At 67.4% G+C, this 17,046-nt stretch carries 16 protein-coding genes; 6 read left to right on the plus strand and 10 right to left on the minus strand.

Going from position 1 to position 17,046, the window contains the following annotated elements:
• The first annotated feature begins 95 nt into the window (after positions 1-95).
• Positions 96-743 (plus strand): DUF3466 family protein, encoded by a 648-nt coding sequence (locus BCO18175_RS15740; protein ID WP_174982285.1) that lies wholly within the window; start codon positions 96-98, stop codon positions 741-743.
• Between the two features lie 462 nt (positions 744-1,205).
• On the opposite strand, the gene BCO18175_RS15745 is transcribed toward BCO18175_RS15740, so the two are convergent.
• Together BCO18175_RS15745 and BCO18175_RS15750 are read right to left on the minus strand one after the other, a co-directional pair.
• Entirely contained in the window at positions 1,206-2,126 is a 921-nt protein-coding gene (locus tag BCO18175_RS15745; RefSeq protein WP_174982287.1) for a bestrophin family protein, read from the minus strand.
• A 12-nt stretch (positions 2,127-2,138) separates the two neighbouring features.
• The gene (locus BCO18175_RS15750; RefSeq protein ID WP_174982289.1) at positions 2,139-4,463 is read right to left on the minus strand and encodes an FdhF/YdeP family oxidoreductase; all 2,325 of its coding nucleotides are present in this window, start codon (positions 4,461-4,463) and stop codon (positions 2,139-2,141) included.
• A 155-nt stretch (positions 4,464-4,618) separates the two neighbouring features.
• Here BCO18175_RS15750 and BCO18175_RS15755 point away from each other — a divergent pair, with 155 nt between their 5' ends.
• Positions 4,619-6,040, plus strand: coding sequence for a PLP-dependent aminotransferase family protein (locus BCO18175_RS15755; protein WP_174982291.1), 1,422 nt, complete (start codon positions 4,619-4,621; stop codon positions 6,038-6,040).
• Between the two features lie 55 nt (positions 6,041-6,095).
• Here BCO18175_RS15755 and BCO18175_RS15760 read toward each other — a convergent pair whose 3' ends face one another.
• Positions 6,096-7,346 carry a mechanosensitive ion channel family protein gene (locus tag BCO18175_RS15760; protein ID WP_174982293.1) on the minus strand — a complete coding sequence of 417 codons (1,251 nt, stop codon included), beginning with the start codon at positions 7,344-7,346 and terminating at the stop codon, positions 6,096-6,098.
• 495 nt (positions 7,347-7,841) lie between these two features.
• Between BCO18175_RS15760 and BCO18175_RS15765 the strand changes: the two genes are divergently transcribed.
• Positions 7,842-9,560 (plus strand): SulP family inorganic anion transporter, encoded by a 1,719-nt coding sequence (locus tag BCO18175_RS15765; RefSeq protein ID WP_174982294.1) that lies wholly within the window; start codon positions 7,842-7,844, stop codon positions 9,558-9,560.
• Positions 9,561-9,572: 12 nt separating this feature from the next.
• Here the strand turns inward: BCO18175_RS15765 and BCO18175_RS15770 are convergent, their stop codons facing one another.
• Positions 9,573-10,448 carry a LysR substrate-binding domain-containing protein gene (locus BCO18175_RS15770; protein WP_174982296.1) on the minus strand — a complete coding sequence of 292 codons (876 nt, stop codon included), beginning with the start codon at positions 10,446-10,448 and terminating at the stop codon, positions 9,573-9,575.
• A gap of 95 nt (positions 10,449-10,543) precedes the next feature.
• Here BCO18175_RS15770 and BCO18175_RS15775 point away from each other — a divergent pair, with 95 nt between their 5' ends.
• Positions 10,544-11,143, plus strand: a complete 600-nt coding sequence (locus BCO18175_RS15775) for a LysE family translocator (RefSeq protein WP_174982298.1) — start codon at positions 10,544-10,546, stop codon at positions 11,141-11,143.
• 45 nt (positions 11,144-11,188) lie between these two features.
• Here BCO18175_RS15775 and BCO18175_RS15780 read toward each other — a convergent pair whose 3' ends face one another.
• The 6 genes from BCO18175_RS15780 to BCO18175_RS15805 form a co-directional block, all read right to left on the minus strand.
• Complete coding sequence (locus BCO18175_RS15780; RefSeq protein ID WP_174982300.1) at positions 11,189-12,643, minus strand: DHA2 family efflux MFS transporter permease subunit; 1,455 nt, start codon at positions 12,641-12,643, stop codon at positions 11,189-11,191.
• Positions 12,640-13,203, minus strand: a complete 564-nt coding sequence (locus BCO18175_RS15785; RefSeq protein WP_174982302.1) for an isochorismatase family protein — start codon at positions 13,201-13,203, stop codon at positions 12,640-12,642. The genes BCO18175_RS15780 and BCO18175_RS15785 overlap by 4 nt, the downstream gene beginning before the upstream one ends.
• Before the next feature lie 67 nt (positions 13,204-13,270).
• Positions 13,271-13,726 carry a MarR family winged helix-turn-helix transcriptional regulator gene (locus BCO18175_RS15790; protein ID WP_174968987.1) on the minus strand — a complete coding sequence of 152 codons (456 nt, stop codon included), beginning with the start codon at positions 13,724-13,726 and terminating at the stop codon, positions 13,271-13,273.
• Positions 13,727-13,797: 71 nt separating this feature from the next.
• On the minus strand, positions 13,798-14,031 hold the full coding sequence (locus tag BCO18175_RS15795; protein ID WP_174916511.1) for a DUF7661 family protein: 234 nt from the start codon (positions 14,029-14,031) through the stop codon (positions 13,798-13,800).
• Positions 14,032-14,072: 41 nt separating this feature from the next.
• Positions 14,073-15,167 (minus strand): serine hydrolase, encoded by a 1,095-nt coding sequence (locus BCO18175_RS15800; protein ID WP_174968988.1) that lies wholly within the window; start codon positions 15,165-15,167, stop codon positions 14,073-14,075.
• 242 nt (positions 15,168-15,409) lie between these two features.
• Positions 15,410-15,709 (minus strand): hypothetical protein, encoded by a 300-nt coding sequence (locus BCO18175_RS15805; RefSeq protein ID WP_174982304.1) that lies wholly within the window; start codon positions 15,707-15,709, stop codon positions 15,410-15,412.
• A 51-nt stretch (positions 15,710-15,760) separates the two neighbouring features.
• Here BCO18175_RS15805 and BCO18175_RS15810 point away from each other — a divergent pair, with 51 nt between their 5' ends.
• Positions 15,761-16,636: a LysR family transcriptional regulator gene (locus tag BCO18175_RS15810; protein ID WP_174982305.1), complete on the plus strand. Its 876-nt coding sequence runs from the start codon at positions 15,761-15,763 to the stop codon at positions 16,634-16,636.
• A 98-nt stretch (positions 16,637-16,734) separates the two neighbouring features.
• Positions 16,735-17,019, plus strand: coding sequence for a transcriptional regulator (locus tag BCO18175_RS15815; RefSeq protein WP_174916507.1), 285 nt, complete (start codon positions 16,735-16,737; stop codon positions 17,017-17,019).
• Positions 17,020-17,046: the final 27 nt, after the last annotated feature.

Below are 17,046 nucleotides of genomic sequence, written 5' to 3' on the forward strand. Positions count from 1 at the left end.
AGGGCATTCAATCACGTGGGTCAAAATTCGATGAAAATTTTCAGCTCTAGTGGGTCAGTTCTGTGCGGACATCAACACTCTTTGCGAATGGAGCGATGACCGACCTCGGAACGCTCGGTGGCATAACGAGCAGCGCTTCCGCGATCAACGAGCGAGGACAGATTGTCGGGCAGTCGAGAACCGCAGGCAACCTCAGGCACGCCTTTCTCTTTGAAAAAGGCACGATGAAGGATCTTGGCGTGTTCCCTGGTAGTAACTTCAGCGACGCATCGGGGATCAACAATCTCGGCCAAGTCGTGGGTGCGTCGATTGCCCAGAACGGGAAACATGCTTTTCTGTATGACAACGGGGTGATGGCGGACCTGGGCGTGCTTCCTGGCGCGCTCTATAGCGTTGCTGCCGGAATCAACGATCGCGGCCAAGTCGTTGGCATCTCAGGCGGAACGACGAACGAGCACGCATTCTTGTTCGACAATGGGGTGATGACCAACCTCGGGACACTGCCTGGGGGGAGCAGGAGCGGAGCGGCTGCTATTAACAATGGCGGTCAAGTGGTCGGCTATTCGGATATCGCGAGCGGGGTCGTGCACGCATTTCTGTTTGAGAAGGGCGTGATGATCGATCTAGGCGCGCTTCCTGGTGGCAACTACAGTGCTGCCACTGGCATCAACGAGAGAGGTGAGGTCGTCGGGTGGTCGCAAACAAGCGACGGAGTCAATCACGCGGTGCTATGGAGCCGTTAGCATATTCGGGGTGCCAGTCAAGATCGTTGAACGGCAAAGCGGCCAAGGAGCCGGAGCATGATTGACCCGTCATTACCTAACTGAGCGGCCCCGGTTTTCGTGCCAAAGGCAATGGCAGTCTTCGGCTTTCGTGATCCGCAATTTAAGCGGTTCCGATAAAAGAGATTGCCATTCACTTCGAGCCAACGGCTCGAGCACGCGCCGGCGAATCCAGCAAGCGAATGGCCGCTGTGCCACCGGAAGAGACAGCGAGGCGAGCTGTTGTCGAATGAGCGAGAAGGGTCGGAACCGGTCGATCCTCGAAGGGGTAAGCGTAAGTCGCGGCATAGGTTTGCACGCTGATCCCTGTCATATAAGGCGCAGGTACTGCTGCATCATCAGCGTGTGCTACGCAGGACTTGGCAGTGGGTCAGTCGATGCAGAAGCCGTCACGAGTGCCGCCGTCGGCCTGAGTCGGCCGGATCAACTGAGCCGATAAGCCTTGCCGGGCGTGACTTCCGCCGGCAGCGGCTCGCGGTTCAGTTCGAGCAGCGTGCGCTCGATCTGGCGCGTCATCGCATCGAGTGCGAGATGGTTCGGCCCGTCGCCGAACGGCTCGGCGATTGCATGCGCGATCGCGTCGAGCGCGATCAGCGTATAGGCGACGAACACGGTGACGAACGGCGTCGCCGCGCCGATCGAGTCGACGAGGCCGAACGGCAGCAGCACGCAGTACGCGTAGATGGTCCGGTGCAGCAGCACGTCGTATGAAAACGGGATCGGCGTCGACGCGATCCGTTCGCAGCCGCTCACCATCGACACGAGATCGTCGAGGCGCGCGTCGAGCATCCACAGGCGCGTGTCGGCGAGGCGGCCCGCATCGGCGCGTGCGGCGAACGCTTCGCGCAGTTCGTGAACGATCACGACCGGGCGGAAGCGCGAAGCGGCGACGCGCGCATAGGCGGTGCTGTCGAGCAGTCCGCGCAGGTCCGCAGCCGGATCGGTGCCGCGCAGTTGATGCTTGAGCGCATACACGTACGCGACGACTTTCCGCACGAACACGCGCCGCGAGGCATCGTCACGATCGATCGCACCGTAGCAGAGCGCCTGCGACACCAGTGTGCGCGTGGCGGTCAGCACGCCGCCCCACAGTTGCCGACCCTCGCGGTAGCGCTCGTAGCTCGCGTTGTTGCGAAACCCCGCGAAGATCGCGAGCGTGAGGCCGATCAGCGTGAACGGCGTCGGGTTCAGCGGCACCTTCTCGCCGAGCACGCGGCCGCCGCCCCATACCGCGACGAGGCTGATCGCGAGCGTCAGCACGAGCTGCGGCAGGATGGTCGGCAGCACCGAGCCGTTCCAGACGAGCAGCATCCGCAGCCAGTGCTCGCGCGGACGAACGATCATCGCCGTGCTCCGTCAGGCGGCGATCGACGCCGGCGCGACCGCGCGATGCAGCAGCACCGGAATCGACTTCGACGTCGGCGTGTTGCACACGTCGCCGACGCTGTCGAGCGGCACGAGCGGGTTGGTTTCCGGGTAGTACGCGCCGATGCAGCCGCGCGGGATGTCGTACTCGACGAGCAGGAAGCCGTCCGCGCGCCGCTCGATGCCGTCGTGCCACACGGTTTCCATGTCGACCCATTCGCCGGCCTTCAGGCCGAGCATCGCGAGGTCGTCGCGGTTGGCGAACACCACGCGGCGCTGGCCGAACACGCCGCGATAGCGGTCGTCGAGCCCGTAGACGGTCGTGTTGTACTGGTCGTGCGAACGCGTCGTCATCAGCGTCATCAGCCGTTCGCCGTGCAGCGCGCGGGCGCGCTGGATCGGCGTGTCGGCCGGCATCGCGTGCGCGATGAAGTTCGCCTTGCCCGTCGGCGTGAGCCATTCGCGGTCGCGCGACGCGACGCGCAGGTGGAAGCCGCCCGGCCGCGCGATGCGCGTGTTGTAGTCGTAGAAGCCGTCGAGCGTCGCCTCGATCGCGTCGCGGATCTTCGCGTAGTCGTCCTTGTACGCGAGCCAGTCGATCTTGCCGCTGCCGAACAGGGCATGGCCCATGTGCGCGACGATCGCGGGCTCCGACATCAGGTTCGGCGACGCCGGCTTGTTCATCCCGTACGACACGTGAACCATGCTCATCGAATCCTCGACCGTCACGCCTTGCGCGACGTTGTCCTGCAGGTCGATTTCGGTGCGGCCGAGCGTGGGCAGGATCAGGGCGTCGCGGCCGTGGATCAGGTGGCTGCGGTTCAGCTTCGTCGTGATGTGCACGGAGAGGTCGCAGCGGCGCATGCCTTCCCACGTGCGCGGCGTGTCGGGCGTCGCCATCGCGAAGTTGCCGCCGAGGCCGATCAGCACCTTCACGTGGCCTTCGAGCATCCCCTCGATCGTCTCGACGACGTCGTAGCCGTGGTGGCGCGGCGGTTCGAAGTTGAACACCTGGCCGAGCCGGTCGAGGAACGCCTGCGACGGCTTTTCCTCGATGCCGACCGTGCGGTTGCCCTGCACGTTCGAGTGGCCGCGCACAGGGCACAGGCCCGCGCCCGGGCGGCCGATGTTGCCGCGCATCAGCATCAGGTTCGTCAGCATCTGCACGGTCGCGACCGAATGCTTGTGCTGCGTGATGCCCATGCCCCACGTCGCGATCACACGCTCGCTGCGTGCATAGAGCTGCGCGAGGCTGTCGATCTGTTCGTACGGCACGCCGCTTTCGGCCGTCAGCGCGGACCAGCTTTCGTTGCGCAGGTCGTCGGCGAATGCGTCGAAGCCGGCCGTATGCTCGCCGATGAACGCGGTGTCGAGCACGCGCGGCGCACCGGCGGCGCGCGCGGCGTCGTCGAGTTCGAGCACGCGCTTCGCCATCCCCTTGATCAGCGCGAAATCGCCGCCGATCGTCGGCTGGATGAACGTCGATGCGATCTTCGTGCCGGACATCGTCAGCATTTCGATGGGGCTTTGCGGATCGGCGAAGCGTTCGAGGCCGCGCTCCTTCAGCGGGTTGATCGACACGATCGTCGCACCGCGCTTCGCGCACTCGCGCAGTTCGCCCATCATCCGCGGGTGGTTGGTGGCCGGGTTCTGGCCGAAGATCAGCAGCGTGTCCGCATGTTCGAAATCGTCGAGCGTGACGGTGCCCTTGCCGACACCGACCGACGCGGGCAGCCCGCGGCTCGTCGCTTCGTGGCACATGTTCGAGCAGTCAGGGAAGTTGTTCGTGCCGTACAGCCGCACGAGCAGCTGGTACAGGAACGCCGCTTCGTTGCTGGCGCGGCCGGACGTGTAGAACGCGGCCTGGTTCGGGGCGGGCAGTGCGCTCAGGTGGCGTGCGATCAGTTCGAACGCGTCGTCCCACGCGATCGGCACGTAACGGTCGGTCTGCGCGTCGTACACCATCGGGTCGGTGAGCCGGCCGTGCTGTTCGAGTTCGAAGTCCGACTGTTCGAGCAGCTCGGTGACCGTGTGCGCGGCGAAGAATTCGGGCGTCACGCGCTTGCTCGTCGCTTCGGCGGCCACCGCCTTCACGCCGTTTTCGCAGAATTCGAACGTCGACGCGTGCTGGCGGTCGGGCCACGCGCAGCCCGGGCAGTCGAAGCCGTCCGGCTGGTTCTGGCGCAGCAGCGTACGGTAGTTGCCGCCTGCGACCTTTTCCTTGATCAGGTTGATCGTGACGGCTTTCAGCGCACCCCAGCCGGCGGCCGGGTGGGTGTACGGTTCGATGCGCGCGGTAGCGGATTTCTTTTTCATGATGCAACGGGTGTCGGGGTCGATGGGTGCAGAGTACGCGCGGCCCCCGTCCGGCTGTGTGTACACCTGTTCACTTCAAAAAAGAGTACAGTTGCGGCCATTCATACAGTGCGGATCGCAACTGTGTTGTTGAAGGGAAGTTGAAAGGAAGGCGCATGAAGCGTTACGAACAACTGGCCGACGATCTCCAGGCGCAGATCGAACGTGGCGTGTACCGGCCCGGCGAGCGGATTCCGTCGGTGCGGCAGGCGAGCCGGCAGCAGCAGCTCAGCGTCACGACCGTGCTGCGCGCGTACCTCGTGCTGGAAAGCCGCGGCCTGATCGAGAGCCGGCCGCAGTCGGGCTATTTCGTCCGCGCGCGCGCGTCGGCGCCGGCCGAGGCCGAGCTGCACATGTCGGCGCCGGCCGCCGAGCCGTCGGCCGTGGACGTGAGCCGGCTGGTGCTGTCGACGCTGCGCTCGATCTCGCGCGACGACGCGGTGCCGCTCGGCTCGCCGTATCCCGATGCGTCGCAGTTTCCGGTGCAGCGTCTCGCGCGCTATGCGCAGACGATCGGCCGCCGCCGCACGCGCTGGGGCGTGATCGACGATCTGCCGCCCGGCAACCAGGAGCTGATCCGCCAGATTGCGCGGCGCTATGCGGAGCGCGGGATCGCGGTCGAACCCGGCGAGATCGTGGTGACGATCGGCGCGACCGAGGCGATCAATCTGTGCCTGCAGGCCGTCGCGAAGCCGGGCGACACGATCGCGGTGGAATCGCCGACCTTCTACGCGATGCTGCACGCGATCGAGCGGATGGGCATGCGCGCGCTGGAAGTCGCGACGCACCCGGTCGACGGCATCGATCTCGACGCGCTCGAACGGATCCTCGAACGCGAGCGCATCGCTGCGTGCATGGTGATGCCGAACTTCCAGAATCCGCTCGGTTTCCAGATGCCCGACACCCGTAAGCGCGCGCTCGTCGAACTGCTGGGGAAGCACGGCGTGCCGGCGATCGAGAGCGATGTCTATCACGAGCTGCACTTCGGCGACACGACGCCGAGCGCACTGAAGTCGTTCGACCACGACGGGCTCGTGCTGCATTGCGCGTCGTTCACAAAGAGCCTGTCGCCGCGCTACCGGATCGGCTGGGCGATGCCGGGCCGCTACCGCGACCAGGTCGAGAAGCTGAAATTCCTGAACACGCTCGCGACGCCCGCGATCGAGCAGCTCGCGATCGCCGAGTACCTGAAATTCGACGGCTACGATTTCCACCTGCGACGCATGCGCAAGCAGTACGCGCAGCAGGCGAGCCTGATGAGTGCAATGGTGCGGCGTTTCTTCCCGGAAGGCACGCGGTTGTCGCAGCCGCAGGGTGGGTACGTGCTGTGGGTCGAGCTGCCGAAGCAGGTCGACGCGATGAAGCTGTATGCGCTGGCCCTCGCGCAGGGGATCACGGTCGGCCCCGGGCATATGTTCTCGGCGAGCACCGATTACCGGCATTTCATCCGGCTCAACTACAGCTATCCGTGGTCGCGGCAGATCGAGGACGCGTTGAAGGTGCTCGGGCGGCTCGCGTCGGAGTGCGCGGCGCGCTGAGTGCAGGGGGGCCACGCGGCGAGCGGCGGCCGATGACCGGCCGCCATCGCGCGCATCAACCCGCGTGCGGCGCCTGCAGCCCGGCTTGCGCGGCGCCGACCATCTGCCGCATGTCGAAGCCCGACGGGTGCTGGTACACGCGCAGCCCGAACTCCGGCAGCACGGCGATCAGGTGGTCGAACAGGTCGGACTGGATGGTTTCGTAGTCGACCCACGTCGTCGTATCGGTGAAGCAGTACAGTTCGAGCGGAATGCCCTCGGCCGTGAGCGGCAGTTGCCGCGCCATGCAGGTCATGTCGCGGCGGATGCGCGGATGGCCTTTCAGGTAGTTCGCGACATACGCGCGGAACGTGCCGAGGTTCGTCAGCTGGCGACGGTTCGCCGCGCAGTCGCCGGCCGCGCCGAGCGTGCCGTTCCATTGCTCGATCGCGTCGACCTTGTCCTCGAGATAGTCCTTCAGCAGCGTCAGGCGTTCGAGCCGTTCGATCTCGTCGTTGGAGAGAAAGCGCACGCTCGTCGCGTCGACGAACAGCGCACGCTTGATGCGGCGCCCGCCCGCTTCGGTCATCCCGCGCCAGTTCTGGTAGCTCTCGGTGATCAGCTTCCAGGTGGGCACGGTGATGATCGTGTGATCGAAGTTCGCGACCTTGACGGTGTTCAGCGTGATGTCGATCACGGTACCGTCCGCGCCGGCCGACGGCATCGTGATCCAGTCGCCGATCCGCAGCATGTCGTTCGACGACAGCTGCACACCCGCGACGAGGCCGAGCAGCGTGTCCTTGAAGATCAGCATCAGCACCGCCGACATCGCGCCGATGCCGGACAGCAGCAGGCCGATCTGCTTGCCGGTCGCGTCGCCGATCACGACCAGGGCGGCCGTGATGAACATCACGAGCTTGACGAGCTGCATCGCGCCTTTCAGCGACAGGTGCGGCTGGCCGCGCTGATCGCGCTGGTATGTGCGGTGCGTGTGTTCGAGTGCGGACAGCGTCGCGCTGACGGTCATCGTCACGAGGAACACGATCAGCGCGAACAGCACCTTGTCGGCAGCCTGCGCTGCCGTCTCGGGAATGCCGGGCACCGTGCCGAGGCCGAGCTTGAGCACGACGAACGGGACGATGCGGTTCAGCCACTTGAACGCGCCGAACTCGAACAGTGCATCGTCGACGCGCGTGGCGGAAAGCCGTGCGAGCCGCGCGACCACGCGGAACAGCAGGAAATGGACGGCGGTGGTGATCGCGCCGGCGGCAGCGAGCAGGATGAGGATGCCGACGAGCGGCGCAAACCAGGATTCGTTCAGGGTCATAGGGGCAAACAGGGGGCCTTCTGGTGCGTTGAATCGGCGCCGCGGTGCGGCGCGCGCCCGGTGAAGGGCACATGAAAGGGACCGTGATTGTGCCATCGGGTTCCTGCCACGTTGCCGTGAATACGCGGTGATCGGCTCCCGAATCTCCTCACCATTGTGCAGTTCTCCTCTGTAATCGGGTGAGGGCGGGCGATGAAAGTGCGTCACCGCAAGCTGCCGCACGCGCGTATTGTCGGATGCGTTGCACACCGGGCCTCGATCGGTGCGACGCTGCTACTGTGGGCCTTCGCGCTTCAATGCGCGTGAACGGCGATCCATGCAATCATGCGGACGTCGCATCGATCGGCGGTGCGCCGTTCGTCGTTGCATGCGGCCCATCCGCCGACGGTGAGCGACACGCGCCGCCGTCGCGCACTTGCCATGCGATGCCTGCCCGGGGCACGATGCGCGAACGACTTCGCGAACCACGTCACCACGTATTCACGCAATCCACGCATGCATGATTCCAACGAGAGCCGCGCGTCAGGCGTGCGGCTGCTGAAAGGCATCCTCCCGATCCGCCGTGGCGGGGCCATCCGCGACATATTCGCGGGCATTTCGCTCGCGTCGATGGACATCCCGCAGGTGCTCGGCTATGCGCGCATCGCCGGCATGCCGGCCGTCACGGGCCTCTATACGGTGTTCCTGCCGCTCGTCGCGTTCGCGTGCTTCGGCGCATCGCGGCATCTGGTGGTGGCCGCCGATTCCGCGACCGCGACGATCTTCGCGAGCCGGTTGTCGTCGATGGCACCGGCCGGCAGCGCCGAGTATGTGGCGCTGGCCGGCATGGTCGCGCTGCTGACCGCCGCGATGCTGCTGCTCGCGCGCATCTTCAAGCTGGGCTTTCTCGCCGATTTCCTGTCGCGCACGGTGCTGGTCGGCTTTCTCGCCGGCGTCGGCGTGCAGGTATCGATCGCGATGCTCGGCGACATGCTCGGGCTGGCCGTGCCGTACCCGGCGTCGCGCAGCCTGGCGCAGCTCGACTACGTCGTCACGCATCTCGTCCACACGAACCGGCCGACGTTCGCGCTTGCGGCGCTCGTCGTCGTCGCGATTCTCGCGTGCAGGCGGTTCCTGCCGCGCGTGCCGATGCCGATGATCGCGGTCGCGGGCAGCATCGCGGCCAGCTACGCGTTCGGATTCGCCGCGCACGGCATCGCGGTGCTCGGGCCGGTCGCGGGCGGGCTGCCGCCGCTGCGCTGGCCGTCCGTCACGTGGCAGCAGTGCCTCGATCTCGTGCCGGTCGCCGCGTCGTGCTTCGTGATGATCATTGCGCAGAGCGCGGCCGCCGCGCGCGTGTTCGCGCAGCAGTACGACGAGGACGTCGATACCAACGCCGACATCCTCGGCCTCGCGGCCGCGAACGCGGCGGCGGCGGTGGGCGGCGCGTTCGTCGTGAACGGCAGCCCGACACAGACGGCGATGGCCGACGGCGCGGGCGTGCGCAGCCAGATCGGGCATCTCGCGTTCGCGGCCGTGGTGGCGGTGGTCCTGTTGTTCTTCAGCACGTATTTGCAGTACCTGCCGCACGCGGTGCTGGCCGGTATCGTGTTCACGATCGCGCTTGGGCTGATCAACGTGCGCAGCCTCGCCGCGATCCGCAAGGAAAGCCCCGGTGAGTTCACGCTTGCGCTGGTGACGGCGCTGGCCGTCGTGACGGTCGGCGTCGAGCACGGCATCCTGCTGGCCGTCGCGCTGTCGCTGATGCGGCACGTGCGTCACAGCTACCAGCCGCACACGATGGTGCTCGAACCGGTCGAAGGCAACGGGCGGTGGCAGCCGGTGCCCGCGCGGCGCGGCGCGATGACGGCGCCGGGGTTGATCGTCTACCGGTTCGGCTCCGACCTGTTTTTCGCGAACGATCATCTGTTCGCCGCCGAAGTGACCGAGCTGGTCGAAGCGGCGCCGGTGCCGGCGCGCTGGTTCGTCGTCGATGCGGGTGCGGTCACCGACATCGACTATTCGGCCGCGCGGACGCTGACCGACCTCGTCAGGATGCTGCACGCACGCGGGATCGGCGTGCTGTTCGGGCGCGTCAATCGCTACCTGCGGGCCGACATGGATCGTCACCAGATTACGGAGATCGTCGGCGCGTCATGCATCTTCCCGACGCTGCATCAGGCGCTCGAAGCCGCCGGCACGACGCCGGCGCCGCAGGAGCCAGGCATCGTGTAGCGGGAGCCGACGCTAGGCGGCCGCGCGCACGCGTGCGAAGCCGTTGCGCAGGTGGCGGGCGAGTTCCGTTGCGGCCGGCGTGCGCTGGCCGCGCGGCAGATGCAGGTTGATCGCGAAGTTCGGCAGCGCGGGCAGGTCGCTGCCGGCCGGCAGGATGTCGAGGTCGGCCGGCACGGTCGACGCGAGCCAGGCGGTCACGGCGAGATCGGCGCGCACGGTTGCGGTCGTCGCGTCGATGCTGCCGTTCTCGAACACGGTGCGCCACGCGCGATCGCAGCCGCGCAGCGCGTCGAGCACCGTCGGGCGGAACGCGCAGGCGTGCGCGACCATCGACACGGGCAGCGGTGTATTCCGGTACGCGGTGCCGCCTTTAGCGCCGACCCAGACCAGGCGGTCGACGGCGATGCACTCTCCGCGCGACGGCCCGACCGGCGCCTCGATCAACGCGACGTCGAGCTCGCCCTGGGCGAGCCCCCGGCGCAGCTCCGGCGACGCCGCGCACACGAGCGTGAGCGCGACCTGCGGATGCGCCTGCGCATAGCCTTTCAGGATCGGTGCGAGACAGGTGCCGACGAGATCCTGCGGCGCGCCGAGCCGCACGGCGCCTTCGACCGCGCCGGCCGTCATGTCGGTCAGCAGCGCATCGTGCACGGCGAGCAGCCGGCGTGCCTGCCCGAGCAGCCGCTCGCCGTCCGCCGTGAGCAGCAGGTTGCGATGCTCGCGGACGAACAGCGAGCCGGACAGCGTTTCGAGCCGTGCGACCTGCTGGCTGATCGCGCCTTGCGTCAGGTGCAGCGCACGGCTGGCCGCCGTCATGCTGCGATGCTCGGCGACCGTAACGAAGGCGCGCAGTAGCGCGATGTCGAGATTGCGTACCATGCGATGCATTATGAGCGCTAATGGCAGGCATAAAAAGCTTTCGCTGTCGTAATGGAAGGATCGCGAGTAAAACGGGGCTTCGACGACGACAACCGGGAGCTTCCGTGCCGTTCCGCGACTACCTGCCGCTGATGCTGTTCGTGATCGTGTCCACCGTGACGCCGGGCGGCGCGACGACGCTCGCGACCGCCTCGGGCGCGCATTTCGGCTATCGGCGTTCGCTGCCGCTGATGGCGGGTATCGCGGCCGGCCTGGCGTCGATGGCCGCCGCTGCGGCGGCCGGGCTCGGTGGCGTGCTGCTTGCGCTGCCTGCGTTGCAACTCGCGATGAAGGCCGTCGGTTCGGTGTATCTCGTGTGGCTGGCCGTGCGCATCGGGCGCGGCGGCAAGCCGCGGCTCGATGCCGAGGTGCATCGGCCACAGGGGTTCGTCAGCGGCGTCTGGATGCTCTGGCACAACCCGAAAGGCTGGGCGATGACGCTCGGCGCGGCCGCGTCGTTCGCCGCGCTCGCATCCGGCCCGGCGCGGCTCGGCGTCTTGCTCGGGCTGGCGTTCGGCGTGGCCGCGATGGCGTCGCTGTCGCTCTGGTGTTTCGCCGGGCTGCTGTTCGCGCGCGTGTTGCGCACGGAGCGGCAGTGGCGCTGGCTGAATGCCGGTCTCGGCGTCCTGCTGGTGGTGTCGATCGTGCCGATGTGGCTGCCGTAGCGACGCTGCGTGCGCAGCGCGGCGCAGCGTGACCTATGTCCGCGTTCAGCGCGAACCGGCGCGCGCGGCGCCGGCGGGTTGCCCGCCCGCACCGGCCGACCACAGCGGCAGCCGCAGCGTCGTGACGAAGCTCGCCGCGTGCAGCACGCAAAGCAGGGCGAACGCCCACGCATACGCGTTCGCCTGCGTGCCGCCGCTTGCCACCGATTCGGCCTGCAGCCGCCACGCGAGGAACAACGTGCACACGGTCGTGAACGTCGGGCCGCCGAGACGCTGCACGATATTGAGCGAGGTCGTCGCCATCGGCAGGTTGCGACGCTCGACCGACGCATACGCGGCGGAAATCGACGGCGCGCCGATCGCACTCTGGCCCATGCCGCGCAGGAACAGCGCCGGCACGAGCAGGTAGGGATCGTAGCCGGTCAGCGCGAGGAACACGAACGGCAGCGTCGCGAACAGCGCGAGCAATGCGCCGGCGGCGGCCAGCCGGCGCACGCCGAACCGGCTCGTCAGCGCGCCCATCGACGGATACGTGACGAGCATGCCGAGGCCCATCGGCGCGAGCAGCCAGCCCATTTCGCCGGGCGTGCGGCCGCACGCCTGGATCAGGAACACCGGAATCAGCATCTGGCCCGCGAACAGCGCGCCGTTCGACAGGAACTGCGTCGACGCGGCCGCGCCGAACACCTTGCGGCGAAACAGCGCAAGATCGATCAGCGCGCGGTCGCCCTTGCGCGTTTCGACCCGCAGGAACGCCACGAGCAACAGCGTCGCCGCGACGATCGCCGCGATGCCGAGCGCTTCGTTGATCCGCTCGATCCCGTACAGGAACAGCACGAGCCCCGGCGACAGCAGCGCGAGACCGACCCAGTCGAGTTCGCGCGGCTGCGTGTCGTCGCGGTCGCCCGGCAGGAACCGCGCGGCCAGCGCGAGCGCCAGCACGCCGACGGGCAGGTTCACGAGAAACAACCACCGCCACGACGTGTGCTGCAGGATCGCGCCGGCGACGACCGGGCCGAGGATCGGCGCGAGCAGCACGGGCACGGCCACGTAGCCGATCACGCGCGCCATCTGCTGGCCGGCGACACGCGCGATCATCATCTGCGCCATCGGCGCGAGCAGCCCGCCGCTCACGCCTTGCAACACGCGGAATGAGATCAGTGACGGCGCGGACCACGCGAGCCCACACAGTGCCGACGTGAGCGTGAATGCCGAGAAGCACCACAGGTACAGCGCCTTCGCGCCGATCCGGTCGACGAGCCAGCCGTTCAGCGGCAGCACCAGCGTGAGCGCGAGCAGGTAGCCGCTCGTCACCCACTGGATCGTCGCGAGGCTCGTGTGCAGGTCGGTTGCGAGGCTCGACAGCGACACGTTGACGATCGTCGCGTCCAGCTGCGACAGCAGGGAACCCAGCACCGCGACTGCGCTGACCTTCCAGATCGACGGATCGAGCCGGCCAGCTGAGTGGTCCTGCGCCGGCCGGGCGTGTTGGTCGCTCACGCGCCGCGTCGGTCGAGCAGCGCGACGATGTCCTGCGTCGTGCCCGTTTCGCCGAGACGCGGGAACAGGCGCTCGACGCTGTTCACATGCGCATCCGCGTTGAGGTCGGTCATCGCGTCGACGGCGAGCGTGACGTTGTAGCCGAGTTCATGGGCCTGCCGTGCGGTCGATTCGACGCCGATGCTCGTCGCGATGCCGGTCAGCACGATCTGCGTGACGCCGGCCGCCTTCAGGTGCGCGTCGAGGCCGGTGCCGGTGAATGCGCCCCAGGTCATTTTCGTCACGAGGTGGTCGCCCGGCTGCCGGTCCAGTTCGGGCACGAGCTCGGCCCAGTCGGCGGGGAGGGCGTCCAGGCGCACCTGCTGCTGTGTGCGGCCCGGTGCGCCGCCCGCGACGTTGACGAGCACAACCGGCAGGCCGCGGCTGCGGAATGCGTCGAGCAGTGCGCGGGTGTGCGCGATCACCGGTTCGACCGGGTGCGCGGTGGGGAGGGCGACGATGCCTTTCTGCAGGTCGATGACGACGAGTGCCGTGTTCGTGTCGAGACGGGTTGCGCTCATGATGGGACTCCGTGAAAGGGGCGAAGAAAGCCGTGCGCGTGCATGCCGTGGCGCGCGCGGGCCGGATTCATTGCTCGCCGATCCGGCGGATCAGCGGGATCGCGGCGGCAAGCGTGTCGATGTCTGCAGGATCGAGCTGCTCGATCGCGGCGCCGAGCCACTTGTGTTTCGCGGCGTTGCGCTTGAGCCGTGCGTCGAGGCCGGCCGCGGTCAGCCGGAACAGGATCTGGCGACCGTCGGTCGGATGCGGTTCGCGCTCGACGAGACCGTCTTCCTCGAGGCTTGCAAGCGTCGCCTTCATCGACTGCGGTTTCATCGCTTCGGCGCGCGCGAGATCGGCGGTCGTCATCGGCCCGTGCCGCTGGAGTCGCGCGAGCGCGCTCGTCTGGGACATGCCGAGCCCTCCGGATTCGATCTCGGAGCGGAGCCGGCGGATCAGCTGGCCGACCGCGAGGGTCAGGTCAGCGGCGACGATATCGGCGGAAACGCCGGGTTTGCGTGGCGGGTTCATGCGGCGGATCATAGGACACGACAGTTAAACTTGCAAGTTTAACTGTCGAATTGATCGCCGGATCGAGGTGTGGCCGGAGGGGGTTACGCGCTGCGGAGCGGGACCGGTACGACTTCGCTGTATCTCGGGGTCGCGTCCTCGTGCAGCAGATCGCCGAGGTATTGCGCGAGTTCGTCGGCGGCGAGCGCGGACGGAATGTGCAGGTCGGCCGGGCGCCGCTTGCCTTCGGTGCCAAGGTCGAACACGGCCCAGCGGCCGTTCTTGCGCACGACGGCGAGTAGCCGGCCAAATGCGTTAAAGCGGTATTCGTCCTGCATGGCATCGCTCCGTTGGGGTGAACGCGCCGGCTGCCGCGCGCTCACTGGATCGAGCAGGACAGCCAGCGATGGATCTTGATCGCATCGCTCGAGACGCCCGCGCGCGTCGGTGCCCCGAGCAGCACGACCGTTTCGCGGCGGCCCTTCACACGCATGCGCATCACGACGCCGTGCCCCGACTCGTTGATGAAGCCGGTCTTCTGCAGCCGGATCGGCAGGCGGCGGTAGCGGACGAGCGGGTCGGAATTCACGTACAGCAGTTCGCCGTCGCCGGGGCGCACGGTGGTCGACGTATCCGTCGAGAAATAGCGGATCAGCGGATCCTGCGCCGCCGCGCCGACGAGCTTCGCGAGATCCTCGGCCGTCGACACGTTGTGCGGCGACAGGCCGGTCGGCTCGCGGAAGTGCGTATGGCGCATGCCGAGCCGGCGCGCTTCGCGGTTCATCGCGTTGACGAACGCGGCGCGCCCGCCCGGATAGTCGCGGCTCAGCGCGGCGGCCGCGCGGTTTTCCGACGACATCAGCGCGATATGGAACATCTCGCGGCGCGACAGTTCGGAGCCGACCTGCAGGCGCGACCCGGTGAACTTGATCGTGTCGCGGTCGTGCGCGGTGACGCGCAGCACGCCGTTCAGCGGACGGTCGGCATCGCGCGCGACGACGGCCGTCATCAGCTTCGAGATCGACGCGATCGGCCGCACCGTGCGCGCGTTGCGGGCCAGCAGCGGCGTGCCGGAGTCGACATCGAGCACGTAGGCCGCGCGTGAATGCAGGGAATTGACCGCGCGCGGGCTGTAGCCGCAGCTTGCCATCAGGCGCGGCTTGTCGGCCGGGCGTGGGCGCACGGCGGTCGTGCGCTTGGCGCGGCGCTGCTGCGGGGCCGGCGCCGCGTGACGCTTGACCGCCTGGTGCTTGACGCGCGGGCGGCGATGCTTGACGGCTTTCTTGTGGCGCTGGGCCGGCTTCTTCCTGACGGTTTTCTTCACGGCCTTCGCAGGCGCATGAGCATGCGCGGCGCGCGGCGGCGGGTTGCGTGGCGTGGACGACGCGTTCGTCGAGAAGGCGAACATCAGCATCGACAGGATGACGAGCAGGGTGGTCCGGGCGAATGGCAGGCGCGCGATGAGGCCGGTCAAGCGAAAGTCTCCTTTTCACGCGAGGTGAGGCTGCGTGGAATGCGTGGGTGGTCAGCGGGATGCGGAAAATTATACGGTCGATCGCGGTGCGATGACGATTGAAGGCGGGAAAAGATGCGCGATTCGATGAATTGCGGCGGTGCTGGCCGGCGATTGGAGCGGGGCGCGGCGGCGTGCGCGCTTGCGGCCGCTCTCAATCTGAAGGGGTATGCGGCGCGATCGTGGGTCGATTGCGCCGACGCTCAACGCGGCCAGTTCCGCCGCGACACCACCGCGAAGCTGATCGCGATCGAGCCGGTCACGGGGCGCGGCGGCGCGTCGCTCGGCGCGCTCATCGCATCTACCGCATCGCCGAAACGAAAGCGGCGGCCGCGGCCGTCGGCACGTTCGGCACGACGTTTCGGTGCTCGCGGATCGGCCGTTGCCGCGCGTTCGTCGATGGCGGCCGGCGCGCACGAGGGTTCGTCGAGCGGACATTCACAGACGGGATCAAGGGACATGACGGTCGATTCCTGAAAGGGCATGTCCGTATTGAACGTCATCGCATTCGATCGGTAAAATGAATGTTTTGATCGTTGTGATTCCTTTTAAGAATGGAATTGAAACTGCTGCGAACCTTCCTGACGGTCACCGAGCTGTGCCATTTCAGCCGCGCGGCCGATGCTTTGCACATGAGCCAGCCGGCATTGAGCAAGCAGATCGGCGCGCTCGAGGCGAGCCTCGGCGGCAAGCTGTTCGAGCGCGGCCGGCACGGGGCAGAGCTGACGCCGTTCGGTGAGCGCTTCCTGCCCGACGCGCAGGCGCTCGTGCGCGATGCCGACGAGATCCTCGTCCGCGCGCGCGAGCTGTCGAGCGGGCAGCGCGGCCATTTGCGGCTGGGCATCTGCCTGTCGGTGCTGACGCTCGTCCCGCGGCTCGTCGCGGAGTTTCGCAGCCGGAATCCGGGCATTGCCGTCACGCTGAGCGACCTGTCGTCCGCGGAGCAGACGCGCCGGTTGCGCGCGGGCAAGCTCGACGCGGGATTCCTGCGTTTGCCGTCGGACGAAGGATTGTCGTCGTTCAAGGTGATCGACGAGGCGCTGGCGCTGGCGGTGCCGCCCCATCTCGGCCTGAAGCGCGTGCCGGCCGATCTCGGCACGCTCAACGAGATCGGCTTCATCGCGTTGCAGCGCGCACGCGGGCAAGGGTTGGCCGCGCAGGTCGACCGGTGGTGCGTCGAGCGCCGCTTCGTGCCGCACGTGACGCAGCAGGCTGAAGACGTGCAGTCGGTGCTCGCGTCGGTTGCGGCCGGCGCGGGTGTCGCGTTCATTCCGTCGCGTGCGCAATATCTGCTGCGCGACGCGACGGTGTTGCCGCTCGACGGCAAGGATGCGAAGTGGCGCGTCGGGCTCGCATGGCTGTCGGACCGCGACGATCCCGTCACTACACGCTTCGTGTCGTTCATGCGTGCCGCGATCAAGAATGCATGACGGACGAAGCGGTATAGTGTCCGCAGCCGGCTGCGGTCGCCCGATCGCGTGCCGGCCGCCCGAACGAAAGCCCCAGTCTCGCTCACCGACCTCAACCCATGACTTCAGAATCCGACGACTCCCAGCTCGATCCCGCACTCGTTGCGACGCTCGCGACGCTGAACGATGCCGCGAGCGATCCGGCTGGCAAGACCTGGTCGTTGCCGAAGATCGCGAAACGCACGCAACTGCCGATGAGCACGCTGCGCCGCGTGTTGACGCAGCTTGACGCCGCGGGCCTGAGCGCGACGACGCTGAACGAGGACGGCACCGGCAGCGCCGCGCTGACCGACGAAGGGCGCGCGGTGTGCGCGCAACTGTTCGGCGCGAACGACGCGCAATAAAAAACGGGCCGCTGGAAGCGGCCCGTC

The organism is Burkholderia lata, assembly GCF_902499335.1.
Lineage (GTDB): Bacteria > Pseudomonadota > Gammaproteobacteria > Burkholderiales > Burkholderiaceae > Burkholderia > Burkholderia lata_B.